The 16,230-nt window shown below is 71.4% G+C and carries 21 protein-coding genes; 11 read left to right on the top strand and 10 right to left on the bottom strand.

Annotated features, from left to right (window positions below):
- Nucleotides 1–162: 162 nt before the first annotated feature.
- Together E1300_RS38435 and E1300_RS38430 are read left to right on the top strand one after the other, a co-directional pair.
- Nucleotides 163–573 (top strand): VOC family protein, encoded by a 411-nt coding sequence (locus tag E1300_RS38435; protein WP_131762046.1) that lies wholly within the window; start codon nt 163–165, stop codon nt 571–573.
- A 142-nt stretch (nt 574–715) separates the two neighbouring features.
- Nucleotides 716–1,363 carry a DUF4253 domain-containing protein gene (locus E1300_RS38430; protein ID WP_165503184.1) on the top strand — a complete coding sequence of 216 codons (648 nt, stop codon included), beginning with the start codon at nt 716–718 and terminating at the stop codon, nt 1,361–1,363.
- A gap of 38 nt (nt 1,364–1,401) precedes the next feature.
- Here the strand turns inward: E1300_RS38430 and E1300_RS38425 are convergent, their stop codons facing one another.
- The 3 genes from E1300_RS38425 to E1300_RS38415 form a co-directional block, all read right to left on the bottom strand.
- Nucleotides 1,402–2,196 carry an SDR family NAD(P)-dependent oxidoreductase gene (locus E1300_RS38425; RefSeq protein ID WP_131762044.1) on the bottom strand — a complete coding sequence of 265 codons (795 nt, stop codon included), beginning with the start codon at nt 2,194–2,196 and terminating at the stop codon, nt 1,402–1,404.
- A gap of 28 nt (nt 2,197–2,224) precedes the next feature.
- Nucleotides 2,225–3,793 carry a GMC oxidoreductase gene (locus E1300_RS38420; protein WP_131762043.1) on the bottom strand — a complete coding sequence of 523 codons (1,569 nt, stop codon included), beginning with the start codon at nt 3,791–3,793 and terminating at the stop codon, nt 2,225–2,227.
- 207 nt (nt 3,794–4,000) lie between these two features.
- Entirely contained in the window at nt 4,001–4,435 is a 435-nt protein-coding gene (locus tag E1300_RS38415) for an ATP-binding protein (protein ID WP_131762042.1), read from the bottom strand.
- 185 nt (nt 4,436–4,620) lie between these two features.
- Between E1300_RS38415 and E1300_RS38410 the strand changes: the two genes are divergently transcribed.
- The 5 genes from E1300_RS38410 to E1300_RS38390 all read left to right on the top strand — a co-directional run bounded on the left by E1300_RS38410 (nt 4,621) and on the right by E1300_RS38390 (nt 6,812).
- Nucleotides 4,621–5,478 carry a helix-turn-helix domain-containing protein gene (locus E1300_RS38410; RefSeq protein WP_131762041.1) on the top strand — a complete coding sequence of 286 codons (858 nt, stop codon included), beginning with the start codon at nt 4,621–4,623 and terminating at the stop codon, nt 5,476–5,478.
- On the top strand, nt 5,475–5,681 hold the full coding sequence (locus E1300_RS38405) for a DUF397 domain-containing protein (protein ID WP_131762040.1): 207 nt from the start codon (nt 5,475–5,477) through the stop codon (nt 5,679–5,681). The genes E1300_RS38410 and E1300_RS38405 overlap by 4 nt, the downstream gene beginning before the upstream one ends.
- 136 nt (nt 5,682–5,817) lie before the next feature.
- Complete coding sequence (locus tag E1300_RS38400) at nt 5,818–6,021, top strand: DUF397 domain-containing protein (protein WP_242619659.1); 204 nt, start codon at nt 5,818–5,820, stop codon at nt 6,019–6,021.
- Between the two features lie 113 nt (nt 6,022–6,134).
- A complete protein-coding gene (locus tag E1300_RS38395; RefSeq protein ID WP_131762039.1) occupies nt 6,135–6,332 on the top strand; it encodes a DUF397 domain-containing protein in 198 nt (65 codons plus the stop codon).
- Nucleotides 6,333–6,401: 69 nt separating this feature from the next.
- Nucleotides 6,402–6,812, top strand: coding sequence for a VOC family protein (locus tag E1300_RS38390; RefSeq protein WP_131762038.1), 411 nt, complete (start codon nt 6,402–6,404; stop codon nt 6,810–6,812).
- A 62-nt stretch (nt 6,813–6,874) separates the two neighbouring features.
- Here E1300_RS38390 and E1300_RS38385 read toward each other — a convergent pair whose 3' ends face one another.
- Nucleotides 6,875–7,144 carry a hypothetical protein gene (locus E1300_RS38385; protein WP_131762037.1) on the bottom strand — a complete coding sequence of 90 codons (270 nt, stop codon included), beginning with the start codon at nt 7,142–7,144 and terminating at the stop codon, nt 6,875–6,877.
- A 259-nt stretch (nt 7,145–7,403) separates the two neighbouring features.
- On the opposite strand from E1300_RS38385, the gene E1300_RS38380 reads away from it, so the two are divergent.
- Nucleotides 7,404–8,699, top strand: a complete 1,296-nt coding sequence (locus E1300_RS38380) for an aspartyl protease family protein (RefSeq protein WP_165503183.1) — start codon at nt 7,404–7,406, stop codon at nt 8,697–8,699.
- A gap of 35 nt (nt 8,700–8,734) precedes the next feature.
- Here the strand turns inward: E1300_RS38380 and E1300_RS38375 are convergent, their stop codons facing one another.
- The 3 genes from E1300_RS38375 to E1300_RS38365 all read right to left on the bottom strand — a co-directional run bounded on the left by E1300_RS38375 (nt 8,735) and on the right by E1300_RS38365 (nt 11,311).
- Nucleotides 8,735–9,730, bottom strand: a complete 996-nt coding sequence (locus E1300_RS38375; protein ID WP_131762035.1) for an RNA polymerase subunit sigma-70 — start codon at nt 9,728–9,730, stop codon at nt 8,735–8,737.
- A gap of 61 nt (nt 9,731–9,791) precedes the next feature.
- Nucleotides 9,792–10,784 carry a zinc-binding dehydrogenase gene (locus E1300_RS38370; RefSeq protein WP_131762034.1) on the bottom strand — a complete coding sequence of 331 codons (993 nt, stop codon included), beginning with the start codon at nt 10,782–10,784 and terminating at the stop codon, nt 9,792–9,794.
- Between the two features lie 149 nt (nt 10,785–10,933).
- Nucleotides 10,934–11,311 (bottom strand): winged helix-turn-helix transcriptional regulator, encoded by a 378-nt coding sequence (locus tag E1300_RS38365; protein WP_131762033.1) that lies wholly within the window; start codon nt 11,309–11,311, stop codon nt 10,934–10,936.
- Nucleotides 11,312–11,418: 107 nt separating this feature from the next.
- Between E1300_RS38365 and E1300_RS38360 the strand changes: the two genes are divergently transcribed.
- Nucleotides 11,419–11,784, top strand: a complete 366-nt coding sequence (locus E1300_RS38360) for a DoxX family protein (protein ID WP_131762032.1) — start codon at nt 11,419–11,421, stop codon at nt 11,782–11,784.
- 11 nt (nt 11,785–11,795) lie between these two features.
- On the opposite strand, the gene E1300_RS38355 is transcribed toward E1300_RS38360, so the two are convergent.
- Nucleotides 11,796–12,287, bottom strand: a complete 492-nt coding sequence (locus E1300_RS38355) for a flavin reductase family protein (protein WP_242619658.1) — start codon at nt 12,285–12,287, stop codon at nt 11,796–11,798.
- A gap of 49 nt (nt 12,288–12,336) precedes the next feature.
- Nucleotides 12,337–12,894, bottom strand: coding sequence for a TetR/AcrR family transcriptional regulator (locus tag E1300_RS38350; protein WP_131762031.1), 558 nt, complete (start codon nt 12,892–12,894; stop codon nt 12,337–12,339).
- 104 nt (nt 12,895–12,998) lie between these two features.
- On the opposite strand from E1300_RS38350, the gene E1300_RS38345 reads away from it, so the two are divergent.
- Both E1300_RS38345 and E1300_RS38340 read left to right on the top strand, forming a co-directional pair.
- Complete coding sequence (locus tag E1300_RS38345; RefSeq protein WP_131762030.1) at nt 12,999–13,541, top strand: cupin domain-containing protein; 543 nt, start codon at nt 12,999–13,001, stop codon at nt 13,539–13,541.
- An 83-nt stretch (nt 13,542–13,624) separates the two neighbouring features.
- On the top strand, nt 13,625–14,605 hold the full coding sequence (locus E1300_RS38340; RefSeq protein WP_131762029.1) for a hypothetical protein: 981 nt from the start codon (nt 13,625–13,627) through the stop codon (nt 14,603–14,605).
- Nucleotides 14,606–14,662: 57 nt separating this feature from the next.
- Here the strand turns inward: E1300_RS38340 and E1300_RS38335 are convergent, their stop codons facing one another.
- The gene (locus E1300_RS38335; protein WP_207400194.1) at nt 14,663–16,042 is read right to left on the bottom strand and encodes a carotenoid oxygenase family protein; all 1,380 of its coding nucleotides are present in this window, start codon (nt 16,040–16,042) and stop codon (nt 14,663–14,665) included.
- Nucleotides 16,043–16,230: the final 188 nt, after the last annotated feature.

Genomic DNA, 16,230 nt, shown 5'->3' with positions numbered 1-16,230 from the left:
CCCGGCGCGCGAGCCCGCCGCGCGCACCGGCCTCGTCACGCTGCGCCGCCGCGGCGCCGGCACGGAGCTCCCGCCCAACGCGTGAGCCGCGCGTCCTGGGCCGGGAGCCGCTGTCGGACGCGGGCTCTACAGTCGTTGCGAACCGCACCGAGGAGGCACGCGATGACCGGACCGCTCGACACCGCGCAGGCGATCACCAAGCTCCCCGCCCAGGACCTCGAACGCGCACGCGCGTTCTACCGCGACCGCCTCGGCCTGGAGCCGGTCGAGGAACGCGACGGCGGCCTCCGCTACGTGTGCGGGACGACGGAGTTCCACCTCTTCTCCTCGTCCGGCGCGGCGTCGGGCGCGTCCACGCAGATCGGCTTCGAGGTGGACGACCTCGACCGGGTCGTCGCCGACTTACGCGCCCGCGGAGTGCGGTTCGAGCCGTTCGACATGGCGGGCTTCGACGTCAAGGACGACATCGTCACCGTCCCGAACAACTACCCCAGCAAGGGGACCGGTGAGCGCGGGGCCTTCTTCCGCGACAGCGAGGGCAACCTGCTGGCCGTAGGGCAGGCAATCCGCTGACCGCCGCAACCAGCATCAGCAGCACGATCGCGGTGACCGAGGCATGACACCTCGAAGACTGCCACCAGGCCAGATAGTTGGCGGCCCAGGTCGCCAGGCATGGATCTCCGACGCCCCAGTCGCCGACCCCGCTGAGCTATGGGTGCGCTGCCTGGCTGAGCGGGACGCGACCGGGCTCTATCCCATCCTGTTCTCCTGGCCCTCGGTCGAAGGGGGCGCATGGTCACTGGAAGGCGTCGCCGCGACGGACCTGAACACCGAGCTGGAACAGGCGTGGCGTGCCGAACGCGCCCGGTTCAGGCAGTACGACGAGCGATTCCCCGGCGGCGACCACACCGATCTGCTGCCGGCTTTCACGGAATGGCCCGGTCTGGCCCCTGCTGTCCCGGCGACAGCCGCCTCGCCCGGGCCGGACGAGGCCGCAGCCGCCGTCGTGCGCTGCCTGCTGAAAAAGCCCTGCGGACTTGACGACTGCCACTTGGTGCTGGCCCCCGCCGAACGCAGCGCCGATGTCCCCGTCGTCATCGGCTGGCACGCGGAGACCTCCCTCGATCTGCTGTGCGCGCTGCTGCGCAGTTGGGAGGACCGGTTCGGGGCCCGCGTCGTCGTCCTGCAAGGCGCTCAAATGTGGGTGTCTGTAGCACGGCCGCCGGCCACGGCGGAGCACGCAGCCCACATCGCGCTGGAGCACTTCCTGACTGACACCGACACCATGCGGGAGTTCACCCCGTTCGCCGATTACGCAGCCGGGCTGATCGGTGCCCACGTATGGCAATTCTGGTGGGACTGACGCTCGACGGCGTTTGGGCGGTCTCCGGCAGGGTGGGGTCAGGGCAGGATCGCGTCGACGTAGCCGCCGTCCACTCGCAGGGCACCGCCCGTTGTGGCGGACGCCTGCTCCGAGCTCAGGTAGACGACCATGTTCGCGATCTCCTCCGGCTCGATGAGCCGCTGGATCAGCGAGTTCGGGCGGTGCTCGGCCATGAAGCGGCGCTGCGCCTCGTCCCACGGCAGGTCCTCGCCCACGAGGTCGGCGACGAAGTCCTCCACGCCGCCGGTGTGGGTCGGCCCGGCGATGACCGTGTTGACCGTGACGCCCGTCCCGGCGACCGCCTTGGCGTAGCCGCGGGACGCCGCGAGCAGCGCCGTCTTCGTCACGCCGTAGTGCACCATCTCCTCGGGGATCACCACGGCGGAGTCGCTCGCGATGAACTGCACCCGGCCCCAGCCGCGCTCGGTCATGCCGGGCAGGTACCGGCGCGCCAGCCGGATACCGGACAGCACGTTCACCTCGAAGTACCGCCGCCACTCGTCGTCGTCCACCTCCAGGACGGGCCGCGCCCCGAAGATGCCGAGGTTGTTGACCAGGATGTCCACGTCCGGGACCTCCCGCAGCAGCGCGTCGGCGCCCTCGGCGGTGGCCACGTCCGCCGCCACGCCGCGCAGGTCCGCGTCGGGCAGTTCCTTCCGCAGCTCGTCCAGGGCCGCGCCGACGCTCTTCTCGGAGCGGCCGTTGACCACGGTGGCGGCACCGGACCGCGCCAGCCCCGCGGCGATGGCCCGTCCGATGCCCTGGGTGGATCCGCTGACGAAGGCGGTCCGTCCGGTGAGATCGATGTCCATGCGGTGATCGTTCCCACCTTCGCCGGGCTCAGCCCGCTTTCGCGATGATGTCCGCCACGCACCGCTCCGCCAGCGCCGCGATCGTGAACGACGGGTTCGCGCCGCCGATGCTGCCGGGCACCATCGCGCCGTCCAGGACGTACAGGCCCGGATAGCCCTTCACCCGCCCGTACAGGTCGGACGACCTGCCGAGCGCGCAGCCGCCCAGCGGATGCGCCGTGAGCGTCGCCGGCCACGTCACGTTGACCGGGACCGCCTCCGGGTTGGCGTGCATCACCTTCGCCGACCAGTCGCTCGCTGACTTCGCCGCCGCGGACGCCTTGCCCGTCCAGTCCGACAGCCTCACCTTCCCGGTGAGCCGGTCGTAGCCGAACGTCCCGCGGTTCTCCAGGTCGGCGGTCATCACGAGCGTCTGGAGGACCGGCAGCCCCTGCGCCTGGAGGAGCTGCCAGCTCTCCACCCGGATCGGCAGCTCGAACTCCCCGTCGATGAACACCGTGGACGCGCTCGCCGCGCCCTGCGACGGACCCGCCTCGTCGACGTAGCTGTACCCGGTGTACTGGTCGCCGTTGTCGCCGAACCCCGTCCCCACCGAGGCGTCCAGGTCCGGCAGCGCGCCGGTGTCGCGCGCGGCCACGAGGAGGCGGTTGGTGTTCAGCGTCCCCGCGCAGAGGAACAGCATCTCGCACACGTACTCGACCGTGTCGAGGGTCTTGCCCCACGGGTCCAGGTGCCGCACCTCCAGCCGGTACCGCCCGTCCGCGCCCCGCCGGATCGACCGCACCTCGCTCATCGTCTGGAACTGCACCTTCCCGGTCGCCTTCGCCGCCGGGATGTAGTTCACGGTCAGGCTGTTCTTCGCGCCGTCGCTGCACCCGAAGTCGGTCTCCCCGGCGATCGCCGACGGCCGCACCGTCCCCGCCAGCTCCTGCCGCAGGACGTCCCAGTTGAACGTCGACATCAGCTTCTCGGGCCTGTACCCGGCCTTGGCGACGTGCTGGTCCCACACGCGCGAGTGCGTGAACGGCCGCGAACCGTAGATGTCGTCCGGCATGAAACTCGGCCTCAGCATTGCCTGGACCTTCGGATACCACCTGGACGTCATCTCGTCGAAGGGGATCTGCGGCGGGAACAGCTTCTCGTAGTACTTGCGCGGCGGAGCCACCGTCGCGCACGTGTACACCAGCGAGCCGCCGCCCAGCCCGGCCCCGCACCCGATGTTCAGCCCGGCCTCGTTCGAGACCTCCATGACCCCCGCGTACGGCACCATCGGGAACGGCAGGACGACCGGCCAGTCCGCGTACGTCCGGAACCAGAACATCTTCTCGCTGTAGTTGAGCTGCGACCCGAACACCGCCTTGTGCGGGTCGGTCGGCCACTCCTGCCCGCGCTCCAGGACGAGCGTGTCCACGCCCGCCTGGCCGAGCCGCAGCGCGCTCACCGAGCCGCCGAAACCGGACCCGACGACGATGGCCTTGTAGTCGGTGCGCCCCGACGGCGCCGCGAACGCGGGTGCCGCGAGCGCCCCGCCCGCCGCGACGGCCAGGCCGCCCCCGGCCGACATCTGCAGGAACGAACGACGACTGAGAGTGCCCATGGCGAACCTCCGGGCTCGGGGTGGTCCCGGCACTGTCACTCCGGTGTCGCCGCCGTGGAATGCACCCGTCCTAGAAGTTGCCGATCCCGCTTGTCACTCGACAACACAAAACGGACTCACCCTCCGTAAGCCCGCGTGACCTGCGGTGAAAGCCACAGCTATGGCCGCCGCGCCCCACTCCGGGGGCCAGGACGGGAGGGGGTGGAGTCAGGCTCGTCCGGAACCGGTCTCGAACTCCGCCCAGACGACGGTGCGCGCCCCGTCCGAGTGGTGCCCCCACCGGCTGGCGAGCGCGTCCACGATGTGCAGGCCGCGCCCGCTCTCGCCCTCCGGCGCCTCGCGCAACCTGGGCCGCGTCCGCGCATTCCCGTCGTCGGTCACCTCGGCACGCAGCAGGCCGGACCCCGCCAGCAGCGCGATCGAGAGCTTCCCGCCCCGTCCGGACGCCGTATGCCGGATGCCGTTGCCGGCGAACTCGTCCACCACCAGCGCCATGTCGTCCAGCAGTTCGTCACCGGGCGCGAGCCGCGCCGGGACGAGCGTGTCTCGCAGGAAATACCGCGCATAAGGCACGGACCGCTCCACGCCGGGCAGCGTGAGCACCGCGAGAAGCTCCAGGTCAAGGGGGATGCCGGGTGTCATCGTCAGTCCTTCCTCTGAACGTCACCCGACAGGCTCGTCGCCCTCCGTCACCGAATCAAGACGCTTCGAGAAGGTTAGGTCTATTCGTCCCTACATTTATGAGAGAGGCGGCGTATCGAGAACGAATATATCCGGGTATCGACAAACGGCGATACGTCGAACCCATCGCGTGACAGGCTCTGAGGATGCGTAACGAGAATCGGCAGACATACCGCCGCCGCAAGATCGGCGATGCGCTGCGCGAGTTCCGCGAGGAACTCGGGCTCACCCAGTGCGCCGCCAGCCGTATCCTCGAATGCTCCCAGGCGTCCGTAAGCGCCTACGAGAACGGCCATCGTGCGATTCGCCCACGCGATCTAAAGTACATTCTAGACACATACGGCGTAACGGATGAGCTGGTCCGGGGGCGGCTCCTGTCGCTCGCGGCGCAGGGACGCCAGCGCGGTTGGTGGCATAACTTCGAGGAGCGATTCGAGCCAGGCGTGGTGGATTTTGCGTCCCTCGAAGCCGATGCCTCCCGCATCCTCATCTTCGAGCCCGAACGCGTGCACGGTCTTCTGCAGACCGAGGCGTACGCTCATGCGGTCATCCTGGGCTCGGGGAGTGCGGTCCGTAGCCCACGGGACGCTGAGACCGAAGTCAACTTCCGTCTGCACCGGCAGCGGTTGCACGAGCAGACCAATCCGCCGCGTATTTCAGTGATACTCGGCGAGGGAGCCCTCCGGCAATTGATCGGCGGCCCGGTGGTCATGCGGGAGCAGCATCGCAAGCTGCTGACCATGGGGGAGCGCCCGCACATCAGCTTACGGGTCATTCCGTTCTCGGCGGGTGCGCATCCAGGTCACGGCGCCTTCACTATCCTGAGCGTCGGGATCGACGCTCCGCTCGACGTGGTGGCCATCGACTGCCTCACGCGTAACTGGTACATCGATGAGCCGCCGGAGATCGAGTACTACACCGAAGCCTTCGAGGCGCTTGAGGGTTTCGCCCTCTCGGAATCCGATTCCCGGACGCTCATCGAGAGGGTAGCGTTCGAGATATGAGACTCGACCTGACCACCGCTACTTGGCGTACCAGTAGTCACAGCAACGGAGCGGGAACCCAATGCGTGGAGGTCGCGGCGCTTGGGGCGGGGGTGGCGGCGCGGGATTCGAAGGATCGGGCGGGGGGCGTGCTGGGGTTCACGGGTGCGGAGTGGGCGTCCTTCGTGGACGACGTCAAGGGCGGCGTGTACGACCTGGCGTGATCAGCGGGGCCGGGGGGCTAGTACGTGGACGAGCCCTCGGATATCGAACGCTACGGCTGGGGTCTTCGCCGAGCTGTGAACATGGCCCTGTGCCAGAGCGGCGCCCAGGTGCTGGTCCATGGATAGCGTCTGAGACATGACCGAGCAGATGCGGTGGCGGACCAGCAGTTACAGCGGTAGCGACGGGACTCAATGCGTGGAAGTGGCCGCGCGGGCGGGGAACCGGGGCGTAGCGGCGCGGGATTCGAGGGATCGGGCGGGGGGTGTGCTGGGGTTCTCGGGTGCGGAGTGGGTTTCCTTTGTGAACGACGTCAAGGGCGGCATGTACGACTTGGCGTGATCAGCGGGGGCGCCGAGCGTCGATCTTTATGAGCGCGTCTTCGGGGGTCTGCGGTCGCTCGCCTTTTCGCGGTCGGACTCCCGTGCGTTCATCGAACGGGTAGCGTCCGGGATATGACCGAACGGATGCAGTGGCGGACCAGCAGCTACAGCACGGACCACCCCAACAACTGCGTGGAGGTCGCGGCGCTTGGGGTGGGGGTGGCGGCGCGGGATTCGAGGGATCGGGCGGGGGGTGTGCTGGGGTTCTCGGGTGCGCAGTGGGCGTCCTTCGTGGACGACGTCAAGGGCGGCGTGTACGACCTGGCGTGATCAGCGGGGCCGGGGAACGGTCAGGAATCGAGAAGCGCGAGGTGGCCGGTCGAACCTAGCGTTCCGGGCATGGACATCAGCATTCACTGGACGTTCCTCCCGCACACCGACCCGGAGGCCTCGCTGGCCTTCTACCGCGACATCCTCGGGTTCGAGGTCCGCAACGACGTCGGCAGCGGCGAGATGCGCTGGATCACCGTGGGACCGAAGGGCCAGCCCGGCACGTCCATCGTGCTGGAACCGCCGGTGGCCGACCCCAGCGTCACCGCCGACCAGCGCCGGACGATCACCGAGATGATGGAGGCGGGCACGTACGCGCGGATCGTCCTGAGCACCACCGACCTGGACGGCGTCTTCGACAAGGTGCAGGCCAGCGGCGCGGAAGTGGTCCAGGAGCCGACCCAGCAGCCGTACGGCGTCCGCGACTGCGCGTTCCGTGACCCGGCGGGCAACCAGGTCCGCATCAACGAGGTCCGCTGAGCGACGGCCGCGCGGGGACCAGGGCGGACTGTGCATGCAGGGTCCGCCCTGGTGCGGGTCGTTCAGCCGACCCAGTCGTGCCCGGCAGGGACGAACGTGACGCCGGACGCTCCTGTGGGCGCGCTGTCGTCCCACATGTGGCCGGCAGGGCTGTAGCCGCCGTCGTTGTTCCCTGTCGGTGCGCCCCCCATCCAGTCGTGGCCGGCCAGAGGGTGGCCGTTGTCGTGTTGACCCGCGGGGGCCGCGTCGCCGCTCGCGATTGCCAGGGCGAGTCCGCCGAGCCCCAACGTCCCACCTAATGCCGCGATCGCGGCCGCCTTCCTGATGCGCATGGCGCTCTCCTTCGAGTGTCGGTCCGGTCGCCTTGCTCGCACCCGGCGAGCGTTGCTGCGGGGAGCGGGCGGAGCAGGACGATCTCCTACGTCCGAGCGTGCAGGACGAGACCGGATCCGTCGTTGCGGCAGCGCGCACACATCTGTGCCGCGCGTGCACGATCCGGGTCACAGCCGCGTCACGGCTTCCGGCTCCGTGCTGTGACCGTCCGCTGGCTAGACAGTGGCGGACGGAAGTGATCACGCGAGGGAGGCGACCGTGACCGATGACGGACGGTGGGACCGGCGTTCGCTGCTCCGGGGCGCCGCCGTGGTGGCCGGTGCCGCCGCGGCCGCGCCACTGCTCGGCGGGACGGCGGCAGCGCAGACCGGCGAAAGCGACGCGGACGCGCTGTTCAAGGCCGGCGAGTTCGAGAAGGCCGGGCGCGCCTACGAGGAGATCCTCAGGAAGGATCCGGCGAACGTCCACGCGGCCCGGCGGCGCGGCAATGTCGCGCTTCTGTCCAACCAGTTCCCGGACGCCGAGAGGTACTTCAAGACGGCGCTCGATCTGGCCCCCGGCGACAAGGAGACCAACCAGCTGCTGGGCGACTGCTATATGCGGCAGGACAAGTTCGCCCTGTCCGTCCCCTGTTGGAAGGCGGCCGGCAGCGACGTCCGCGCCACGTGGATCGGAGCGGTCAGCGGGACGCCGTACCAGGTCAGCGGCGACGTCGCGCGGCTGCCATGGCAGCAGATGGACCCGACGCCGCTGGTGGAGGGCTCGGTCAACGGCGGGCCGTCCAAGCGCTTCATGTTCTACACGGGCGCGCCGTGGCTGGGCCTGTCCGCGGACGTGGCCAAGGAGGCCGGGCTGACCGCCGTCGCCAGCCAGAAGATCGACTATCTGGACGGCACCGCGTGGCAGTACTTCGGGGTGCTGGAGTCCTTCAGGCTGGGCGGCATCGAGCTGCGCAACCTTCCCGTCGAGTGGTCCGAGACAGACCAGCAGGACCCTGGCGGACCCCACGACGGCCTCATCGGCACGTGGATCTTCTACCACCTGCTGACCACGTTCGACTACGCGGGACGATCGCTGATCCTGCGCCGCCGGACCCCGGAGGCGTCCAGGAAGGTACGCGCCGACGCCCTACGAGCGGGCGCCGCGCCCCTGCCCTTGTGGTTGGCCAATGAGCACGGGGTGCACACCAGGGGCAGCATCGCCGGCTCCGGCCCGCGGGTGGCGGGCTTGTCCGTCGGTGGAGTCAGCGAGCAGGCCGCGGTCATGAGCGAGGAGACGGCGAAGCGGCTGGGGGTCCGCATCGACTACGACCGTCCGCTGGAGACCTTCGCCCACAGTCACCCCACCGTCGTCTACCCCTGCTATCCGAAGGAGATCCGCCTCGGCAACGCCGTCGCGAAGCGGATCTACTGCAACGCGAACCCGACCAGCGGGCCGTCCCGCTCGGGATTCGACACCGTCGGCGCCTTCTTCCACCCGTTCTTCAAGCCCTACAACATCACGCTCGACTTCACCGGAATGAACGTCTACATCGCCCGCGGCAAGGCGGCCTGATCGCCGCGCCGTTTCCCGGCCGGCTCGCCGAGGGATCAGGGCGTGAGTGTGGACGGGAAGCCGAACATCGCGACGAGCGCCGGGTCATGGAACTTGACCACGCGGGAGACGCCGGTGGCGGTGGGGGCCAGCACCACGACGCCGTCGGCTCGGAGCTCGCCGCCGCCGTCCCGGTGGTACACGGCGGCGGCGGGCTGGCCGTTCGCCGTGGTCGGGAGCATCCGCCAGTCGCCCGGCGCGCCCAGCACGTAGGCGTCGAGGACGCGGAGGCACATCGCCCGGCCCGCCTGCCAGTCGCGGAACGGCGTCGCCTCCAGCGCGGCGTCGGTGCGCAGGACCCGTTCGAGCAGCCCGGCGTCGGAGTGCTCGAAGGCCGCGACGTAGCCGTCGAGTAGCGCGCGTGCCCGCCGGTCGGCCGGTTCGAGCAGCTCCTCGGGCTCGGGCTCCAGCTCGTCCAGCCGGGCGCGGGCGCGCTGGAGACCGCTCTTGACCGCCGCCGTCGTGGTGCCGAGGATCTCCGCGGTCTCGGCCGCGGAGAACGCCAGCACCTCGCGAAGGATGAGGATCGCGCGCTGGCGGGACGGCAGGTGCTGGAGGCTCGCGATGAGCGCCAGCCGCAGCGACTCGCGTCCGACCGCCGTCGCGGCGGGGTCGTCGGAGGGCGGGGCGATCCACGCGTCCGGCAGCGGTTCCAGCCATGCGACCTCGCCCGGCGCGACCGTCCTCGGCGGACGATCGGGTCCGTCGTTCGGACCCGCCAGGCCCGAGGGAAGCACCCGGATCGGGCGCGGCTTCGACGCCGACAGGCAGACGTTGGTGGCGATCCTGTAGAGCCAGGACCGGATCGACGCGCGGCCCTCGAACCGCGCGTAGGACCGCCACGCCCGCAGGTAGGTCTCCTGCACCAGGTCCTCGGCGTCGTGCGCCGAGCCGACCATGCGGTAGCAGTGCGCCAGCAGCTCCCGGCGGAACCGCTCGGTCTCGGCGGTGAACCGTTCCTGGTCCGGTGCCGCCTGCGGATTCGTCGTCACGCCGCGGAGCCTGGTGGTGCCATGCGTCAACGTGTGTCCCCAGGTCGATCGTCGGTGGTCGTCAGGGCAGGAGGGCCAGTTTGCCGACGGTGGATCTGGCTTCCATCTCCGCGAGTGCCTTCGGGCCGTCGGCCAGCTCGTACGCGGTGGGCGGGGCGGGAGTGAGCACACCGGCGGCGATGAGCGCGGACAGCTCGCCCATGACCTCGCCGAAGACGTGCGGCGCGGCCTGGATCAGCACGCCGAGGTTGAGGCCGATGACGTGGACCTGATGCTTGTAGACCAGCTCCCAGTTGGTGACCGGGGCCTCGCCGCCGGCCGAGCCGTAGACGACGACCCGTCCGGTGACCCGCCTGGCCGCGGCCAGGCTCGCGCCGAAGGCGGCGCCGCCCGCGCACTCCAGCACCACGTCGGCGCCGGCGCCGCCGGTCAGCCGCAGCACCGCGGCGGGGAGGTCGTCGTCGCGGGCGTCCAGGACGTGGTCGGCGCCCAGCGCCAGCACCGTCTCGTGCTTGCCCGGCGACGCGCTGGCGATGACCGTCGCGCCGTAGTGCTTGGCCATCGTGACCGCGGCCTGCCCGGTCGCGCCCGCCGCGGCATGGATCAGCACGGTCTGCCCCGCGCTGACGCCGCCGAGCGGTTTCAGCGCGGCCAGCGCCGTGGGCAGGTTCACGACCAGGCCCAGGGCCTCCTGCTCCGTCCATCCGCGGGGCACCGGGACCGCCGCGGCCGCCGGCAGGACCATGTACTCGGCGAACGCACCGTCTCCGACGCCCACCACGCGTTCTCCGGGCCGCGTGCCGTTCACCGCCTCTCCGACCGCGACGACCTCGCCGGCGGCCTCGAAGCCCGCCACGTACGGTGGGCGCGGACCGTCCGCGAACGTGCCATGGGCCTTCGAGACGTCGGCGAAGTTGGCCCCGGCCGCGCTGACCCGGATGAGGACCTCGCCCGGCCCGGGGCTCGGCACCGGCGCGTCGGTGATCAGGCGCATGTCCTGTGGACCCTTGAAGGACGTCTGCTGCAACGCGCGCATGGTCACGGGAAGGCTCATCGGTGGTCGTCCTCGCTCTCGGAGTGCATGAGGGAGGCCGGCCCGTCCGTCGGGCTGCGCCCCCCACCATGTAGACCGCGGCGACCGCCGAAAGGAATCGATCGATTGCGAATCGGCGCCGCCGGGACGCGTACAGCAGCGGCCTGGCGTTATTTGGGACGGTCGGTGTACGCGGCTCGGCTGGCCTCGATCTCGGCGATGTGCTCGATCGCCCAGCCGGCGAGGGCGAGCGCGGGCGGGATGAGGCTTCGTCCGGTGGGGGTCAGCGCGTACTCGACGCGGGGCGGTACCTCGGCGTAGGCCGTCCGGGAGACCAGGCCGTCGCGTTCGAGGTTCCGGAGCGTCAGCGTCAGCATCCGCTGCGAGATGCCCGGGATCTGCCGGTGCAGGTCGGTGAAGCGGAGCCGTCCCTGATCGAGGGTCGCCACGATGAGGAGCGTCCACTTGTCGCAGATCCGGTCGAGGACGGCGCGGATCGTCCGGCCGCCGTCCCCGCGGATCATGCAGGTGTGCTCGTACTGCGACATGACAACCCCCTGTGTGTAACGCACACCCGTGTGCCTTTTGTAAGCCTCTCAATGGTGACTCATGATGGGGCAACTTACGCCTGATAACCATCCTGCGAGGAGTCGCCGTGGACGTCGCCTACTGGATCGTCGCCGCGTTGCTGGCCTTGTTCTACCTCTACGCGGGCGGCAAGAAGGTCGTGCAGAGCCAGGAGCGGCTCCAGCCCATGATGGGGTGGGTCGACCGCGTGCCCATGCCGCTCGTCAGGGTGATCGGGACGCTGGAGGTCCTCGGCGCCGCAGGCTTGATCCTGCCGCCGCTGACGGGGATCGCGCCTTGGCTCGCCATCGCCGCGGCGGTCGGTCTCGTCCTGATCCAGGTCGGGGGCACCGCGGTCCACCTGTCGCGTGGTGAGGCCCAGGTGATCTGGCTGAACATCGTCCTGCTGCTGGCGGCGGCCGCGGCGGCGTGGCTGGGGACCACCTGGCTGTGACCTGCGGCGGCTCAGCCCGCTTCGTGGCCTGGTTCGAGGTCGGGCAGGGAGCGGAAGGTGAGCGGGGCGCCCTCGGTGCTCGCCGCCACCTCGACCGGGGCCAGCAGGAACCCGATGTGGTCGCCGAGGTCGACGCGTTCGAGGATCCGGCCGACCAGGTACCGGTGGGCGCCGGTGAGCAGGGGGACGCCCTCCGGGCCCGGCCGCCAGGAGCAGCGGGCGAACTTGTCGACCTCGTCGCCGGTCTCCGAGCCGAAGAGCGCGGCCAGTTCCTGCTGGTCCTCGTCCCGGCCGAGGACGTGCACGGCGAGGACCGTCGCCGCCTTGGCCGTCCGGTACGTGTGGTTGCGCTGGGACAGGCAGATCAGGTACCGGAACGGATCGATGCTCGTCTGGGTGGCGAAGCCGACCAGGCATCCCGCCCGCGTGCCCGTGCCGGGATCGACGGTGGTCACCACGAACATCGGGTAGTCGAACCCGGCCACGAAATCATCGCTGTCCACCCGCACACCCTACGGCCGCGAGGCGCGGACGCCTCGGCCTGGGCCGTCCTCAGAGCAGGAACACCGCGGCGGCCTCGTCGGCGAGGGCGGCGGAGTCCGGCGCGTCCGGATCGGTCTGGGCCAGGTGCGCCAGCCCGAGGATGGCGGCGTAGGCGACCCGCGCGCGGGACGTCGCCCGGTCCGGGGACAGGCCGAGCTCGCGGTAGGTGCGGGCCAGGAGGTCCAGCCGGGCCCGGTTCACCTGGCGGACCGCGTCCCTGACCCGGGGGTCGCTGCGGTCGCCGAGCAGGCTCAGGTGCACCGACGGCGCCAGCGGCTGGACGGACTGCACCACGACGGTGAGCAGCTCGCGCAGCCGCCGGGCCGGATCGGCGATCGCGGCGAACTCGGTGAGCCCCTCCTCGCCGTGGCCCTGCGCCCACTGGGCGAGGGCCGCCGTGATCAGCTCGTCCCGGTTGCGGTAGTGCGCGTAGAAGCTGCCCTTGGTCACGCCGAGCGTCCGCGCCAGCGGCTCGACCGCGACCGCGGCCAGCCCGCCGTCCGCGATCGCCTTGAGCGCGGCCCGGGCCCAGTCCTGCGCGGACAGCCGCGTCGACTCCTTCACCACGGCCAACAGGATACGCCGACGTATTGTCCCGGACCCGCCCCTAGGATACGGTGGCGTATCCATACGCCACCGTATTGATACGCCACCGTACTAAGGAGTGCCGGATGGGGCATGCGACGATCCGCCGAGTGGTCACCGGACACGACGCCGAAGGCAGGGCCCGCGTGGTGGACGACCGCGAGGTCGAGGCCATCACGTCCGAGCTGATGCCGGGCTTCGCGGTCTACCGGCTGTGGGGCCGGGACGAGCGGCCCACCTTTCCCGACGACGGCGCGCCGCGTCCCGCCGACGCCTACTACCCGCCCCCGGACGGGTCGCGCTTCATGGTCAACCTGATCCCGCCGGGCGAGCCGGTCCCTCCCGCGGACCTCGACACGGACGCCGCGCTGGCCGAGGTGGAGCGGCGGATGCCGGGTGCGATGGCGCGGATGGAGCCCGGCACCTCGGGGATGCACACCACCGACAGCCTCGACTACGTCCTGGTCGTCTCCGGCGAGGTCACCCTGGAGTTGGACGACGGCCGGCGGACGGCGCTGCGGGCGGGCGACGCGGTCGTCCAGAACGGCACGCGGCACGCCTGGCGCAACGAAGGCACCGAACCCTGCCTGATCGTCGGCGTCGCCATCGGCGCAAACCGCGCGAGCTGACCCGGATCGGTGATCCGCTCCGGCCCGGGGCCGCGTGCGCGAAGACCCGCGTGCGGGGGCGATGGACTGCCTAGACTGCGCGCGTGGCTTTAGGTGATCTTGACGTGGCGCGGTGGCGGGGCCTGGCGGACCGCGACGCGGAGCGGGTGGCGCGCGAGGCCGCCGAGACCGCCGGGGCGGAGCTGGTGGAGGTGGGCCGGCGCGGCGGCGCGGACCGGCGCGGACGGTACGCGCTGTTCCGCCGGGACGGCGACATGTACGGCCTGGTCCCCGGCGGGCACGTCGAGGTCGGGTACGACGGCGGCCGGTTCGCGCCGTCCCCGGGGCAGCTCGCCTCCTACGCCGCCTCCTACGAGGAGTACGGCGGTCCGGGCGGGCTGCCCCGCGACGTCCGCGAGTACGTGGACGCGGCCACGTCGCCGCCGCGGACGGCGGACGTCCCGCCGATGCTCGTGGCCGTCCGAGCCCGCGACGCCGGGCTCACCCGCGTCGCCCCCGACCATCCGCTGATCACCGAGTTCCTGGCCGAGCACGCGCCCGGCGGCAGGGAGGTCCGCGTCACCTGGCCGCCGGGGAGCCGGCCGGCGCGGCAGGCCCGGATCGTGCTGGACGGCGCCGGAACGGTGACGGAGGCGTGGCTGATGTACTCGCTCGCCGACGATGTCGCGCGCATGGCGTCCGCGGGGATGCGGCCGCTCACGCCGGACGAGTGGGAGCACGCCTGCGGCGCGGGGGCCTCCACGCTGTTCCGCTGGGGCGACGACTGCCCGTCCGACCGGTACCCGTCGGCGAGCCTGAACGTCGTGACCCGGGAGTTCGAGCCCGCCACCGGTCCGCAGCTCGAACCCAACGCGTTCGGCCTGCACATCGCCGACGATCCCTATCGCGCCGAGCGCACCGCCGATCCCGGCGTCATCTGCGGCGGGGACGGCGGCGGTACGGTCTGCGGCGGCGCGGGCTTCTTCCTAGGCTGGTTCTGCCTGGCCACGTCCTACCGGGACGCGGCGGGTGTGCCGCCGGAGGAGGGGAACGTCCTCGTCCGGCCCGCGATACCGCTCACCTAGCGTCGCCCTGCCGCCGATCGGGCATCGTGCTCGGGCCCGGCGCTCGGGGGGCGGGCGTCAGTCCGGGAGCCAGGAGCCGTGGAAGCCCGTCGGGACGCCGCGCGGGAGTTCGACGGTCGCGACGGGGCCTGCGGCGACGTCGGTGGCGTCCAGGACGAGCAGGCGGGACGCGGTGCCGTCGCGGGTCGTGGCGATCGTGATGAGCCAGCCGTCGTCCTCGCCGCGCGCGCCGCCGCCGGACCCGCCGGCCGGGACGAAGACCGCCTCGCCGAGCATCGTGTCGGGGCCCATGTCCCACGCGGTGACGGCGCCGGACGCGTCGTACTTCACGATCGAGGACTTCACCTTGCTCAGCGGCTCGGTGCCGGTGACGGTGTAGAGGTACCGGGACGGGCGGCCGACGCGGTCGTCGTCGAGCGTGGGGAACTCCACCGCGCGGTCGTCGAGCCGCTCCTCGGCGACCTTGCCCGACCCCGGGTCGAGCGTCCAGCGGTGGAGGTGGCCGCGGCCGACCGGCGGCGCGGACGGAGGCGGCGGCGTGATCGTCCGGGAGAGCAGCTCCCAGAGGGCGACGAACTCGTCGCGCGTGTAGCGGACCGCGTCCAGGACGACGCGGCCGGCGGCGTCCTCGTGCGCGTTGCCGACGTGGAAGACGAAGCAGGGCTCGATGTCGAACCACTGGACGGGCGCGTCCGGCACGTCGTGGCGCATGACGCCGAGGCGGGCGCCGTAGGAGTCGTCCCAGCCGTAGGGCATGCCCCGCCCGACGCGGGCCAGGTCGAAGGTCATCGGCAGGTCGAGCCAGACCACGTGGTGCTCGGTGATCGCGAAGTCGTGCATCATCGTGCCCGCCGGGACGCCGACCTCCCGGCTGCGGACGAGCCGCCCGGCCGCGTCGAGCCGGTGGTAGGTGAGGAACGGCGGCCGCATGCCGTAGCCGAAGAAGTGCAGCTCGCCGGTGTCCGGGTCGCGCTTCGGATGCGCGGTCATGCCGGTGGTCAGCCGCCCGCCGAAGTCGCAGGGCCCGACGGTGCCGAGGTCGGGCGTGACCTCCTGCGGGAACCCGACCTCGACCAGCGCGAGGACGCGGCTGGCGTGCCGGACCACGTGCGTGTTGGCGTTCGCGGCGGCCAGGTCGAGGCGCCCGTCGGGGGTGACGAACGACCGGCCGCACACGGCACCGGAGCGCACCCAGCGGTTGCGGTACCACTCCGCGCGCCCGCCGCGCAGGCGCACCCCGTGCAGCATGCCGGGCCCGACCTGGAGGTGGCCGGTCGTCGTCCCGGGGAGGGCGTTCGGCCCGTTGCGGACGTAACGTCCCGCCAGGTCGGCGGGCAGCGCCCCGGTGACGGGCAGGTCGCGGGCCTCGATCTCGTCGGGCACGGACCTCAGGTGCCCGGGCAGGTCGTGGCGGGCGACGGTATCGGCGTCGATCATGGGAGGCCCCTGGGACGGACGGCGCCCCGCGCGCCGCCGGGACCCCCAGCGTGCGCCTCCCGGCGGCGCCTGTCACCCGGTTTTACGCCGCCATCTCGCGGACCGGCAGGTTCAGGTGCCGCCGGTAGTGCCCCGAGCGGAGCCTGCTCTGCGCGTACGGGCCGCGCTCGTCGTCGTCCAGCGCCGTC

Origin of the sequence: Actinomadura fibrosa (genome assembly GCF_900659615.1) — a bacterium.
In the GTDB taxonomy this organism is placed as follows: Bacteria; Actinomycetota; Actinomycetes; order Streptosporangiales; family Streptosporangiaceae; genus Spirillospora; species Spirillospora fibrosa.
The sequence above is the reverse complement of the archived record's forward strand: the minus strand, read 5'-3'. Positions and strand labels throughout refer to the sequence as shown.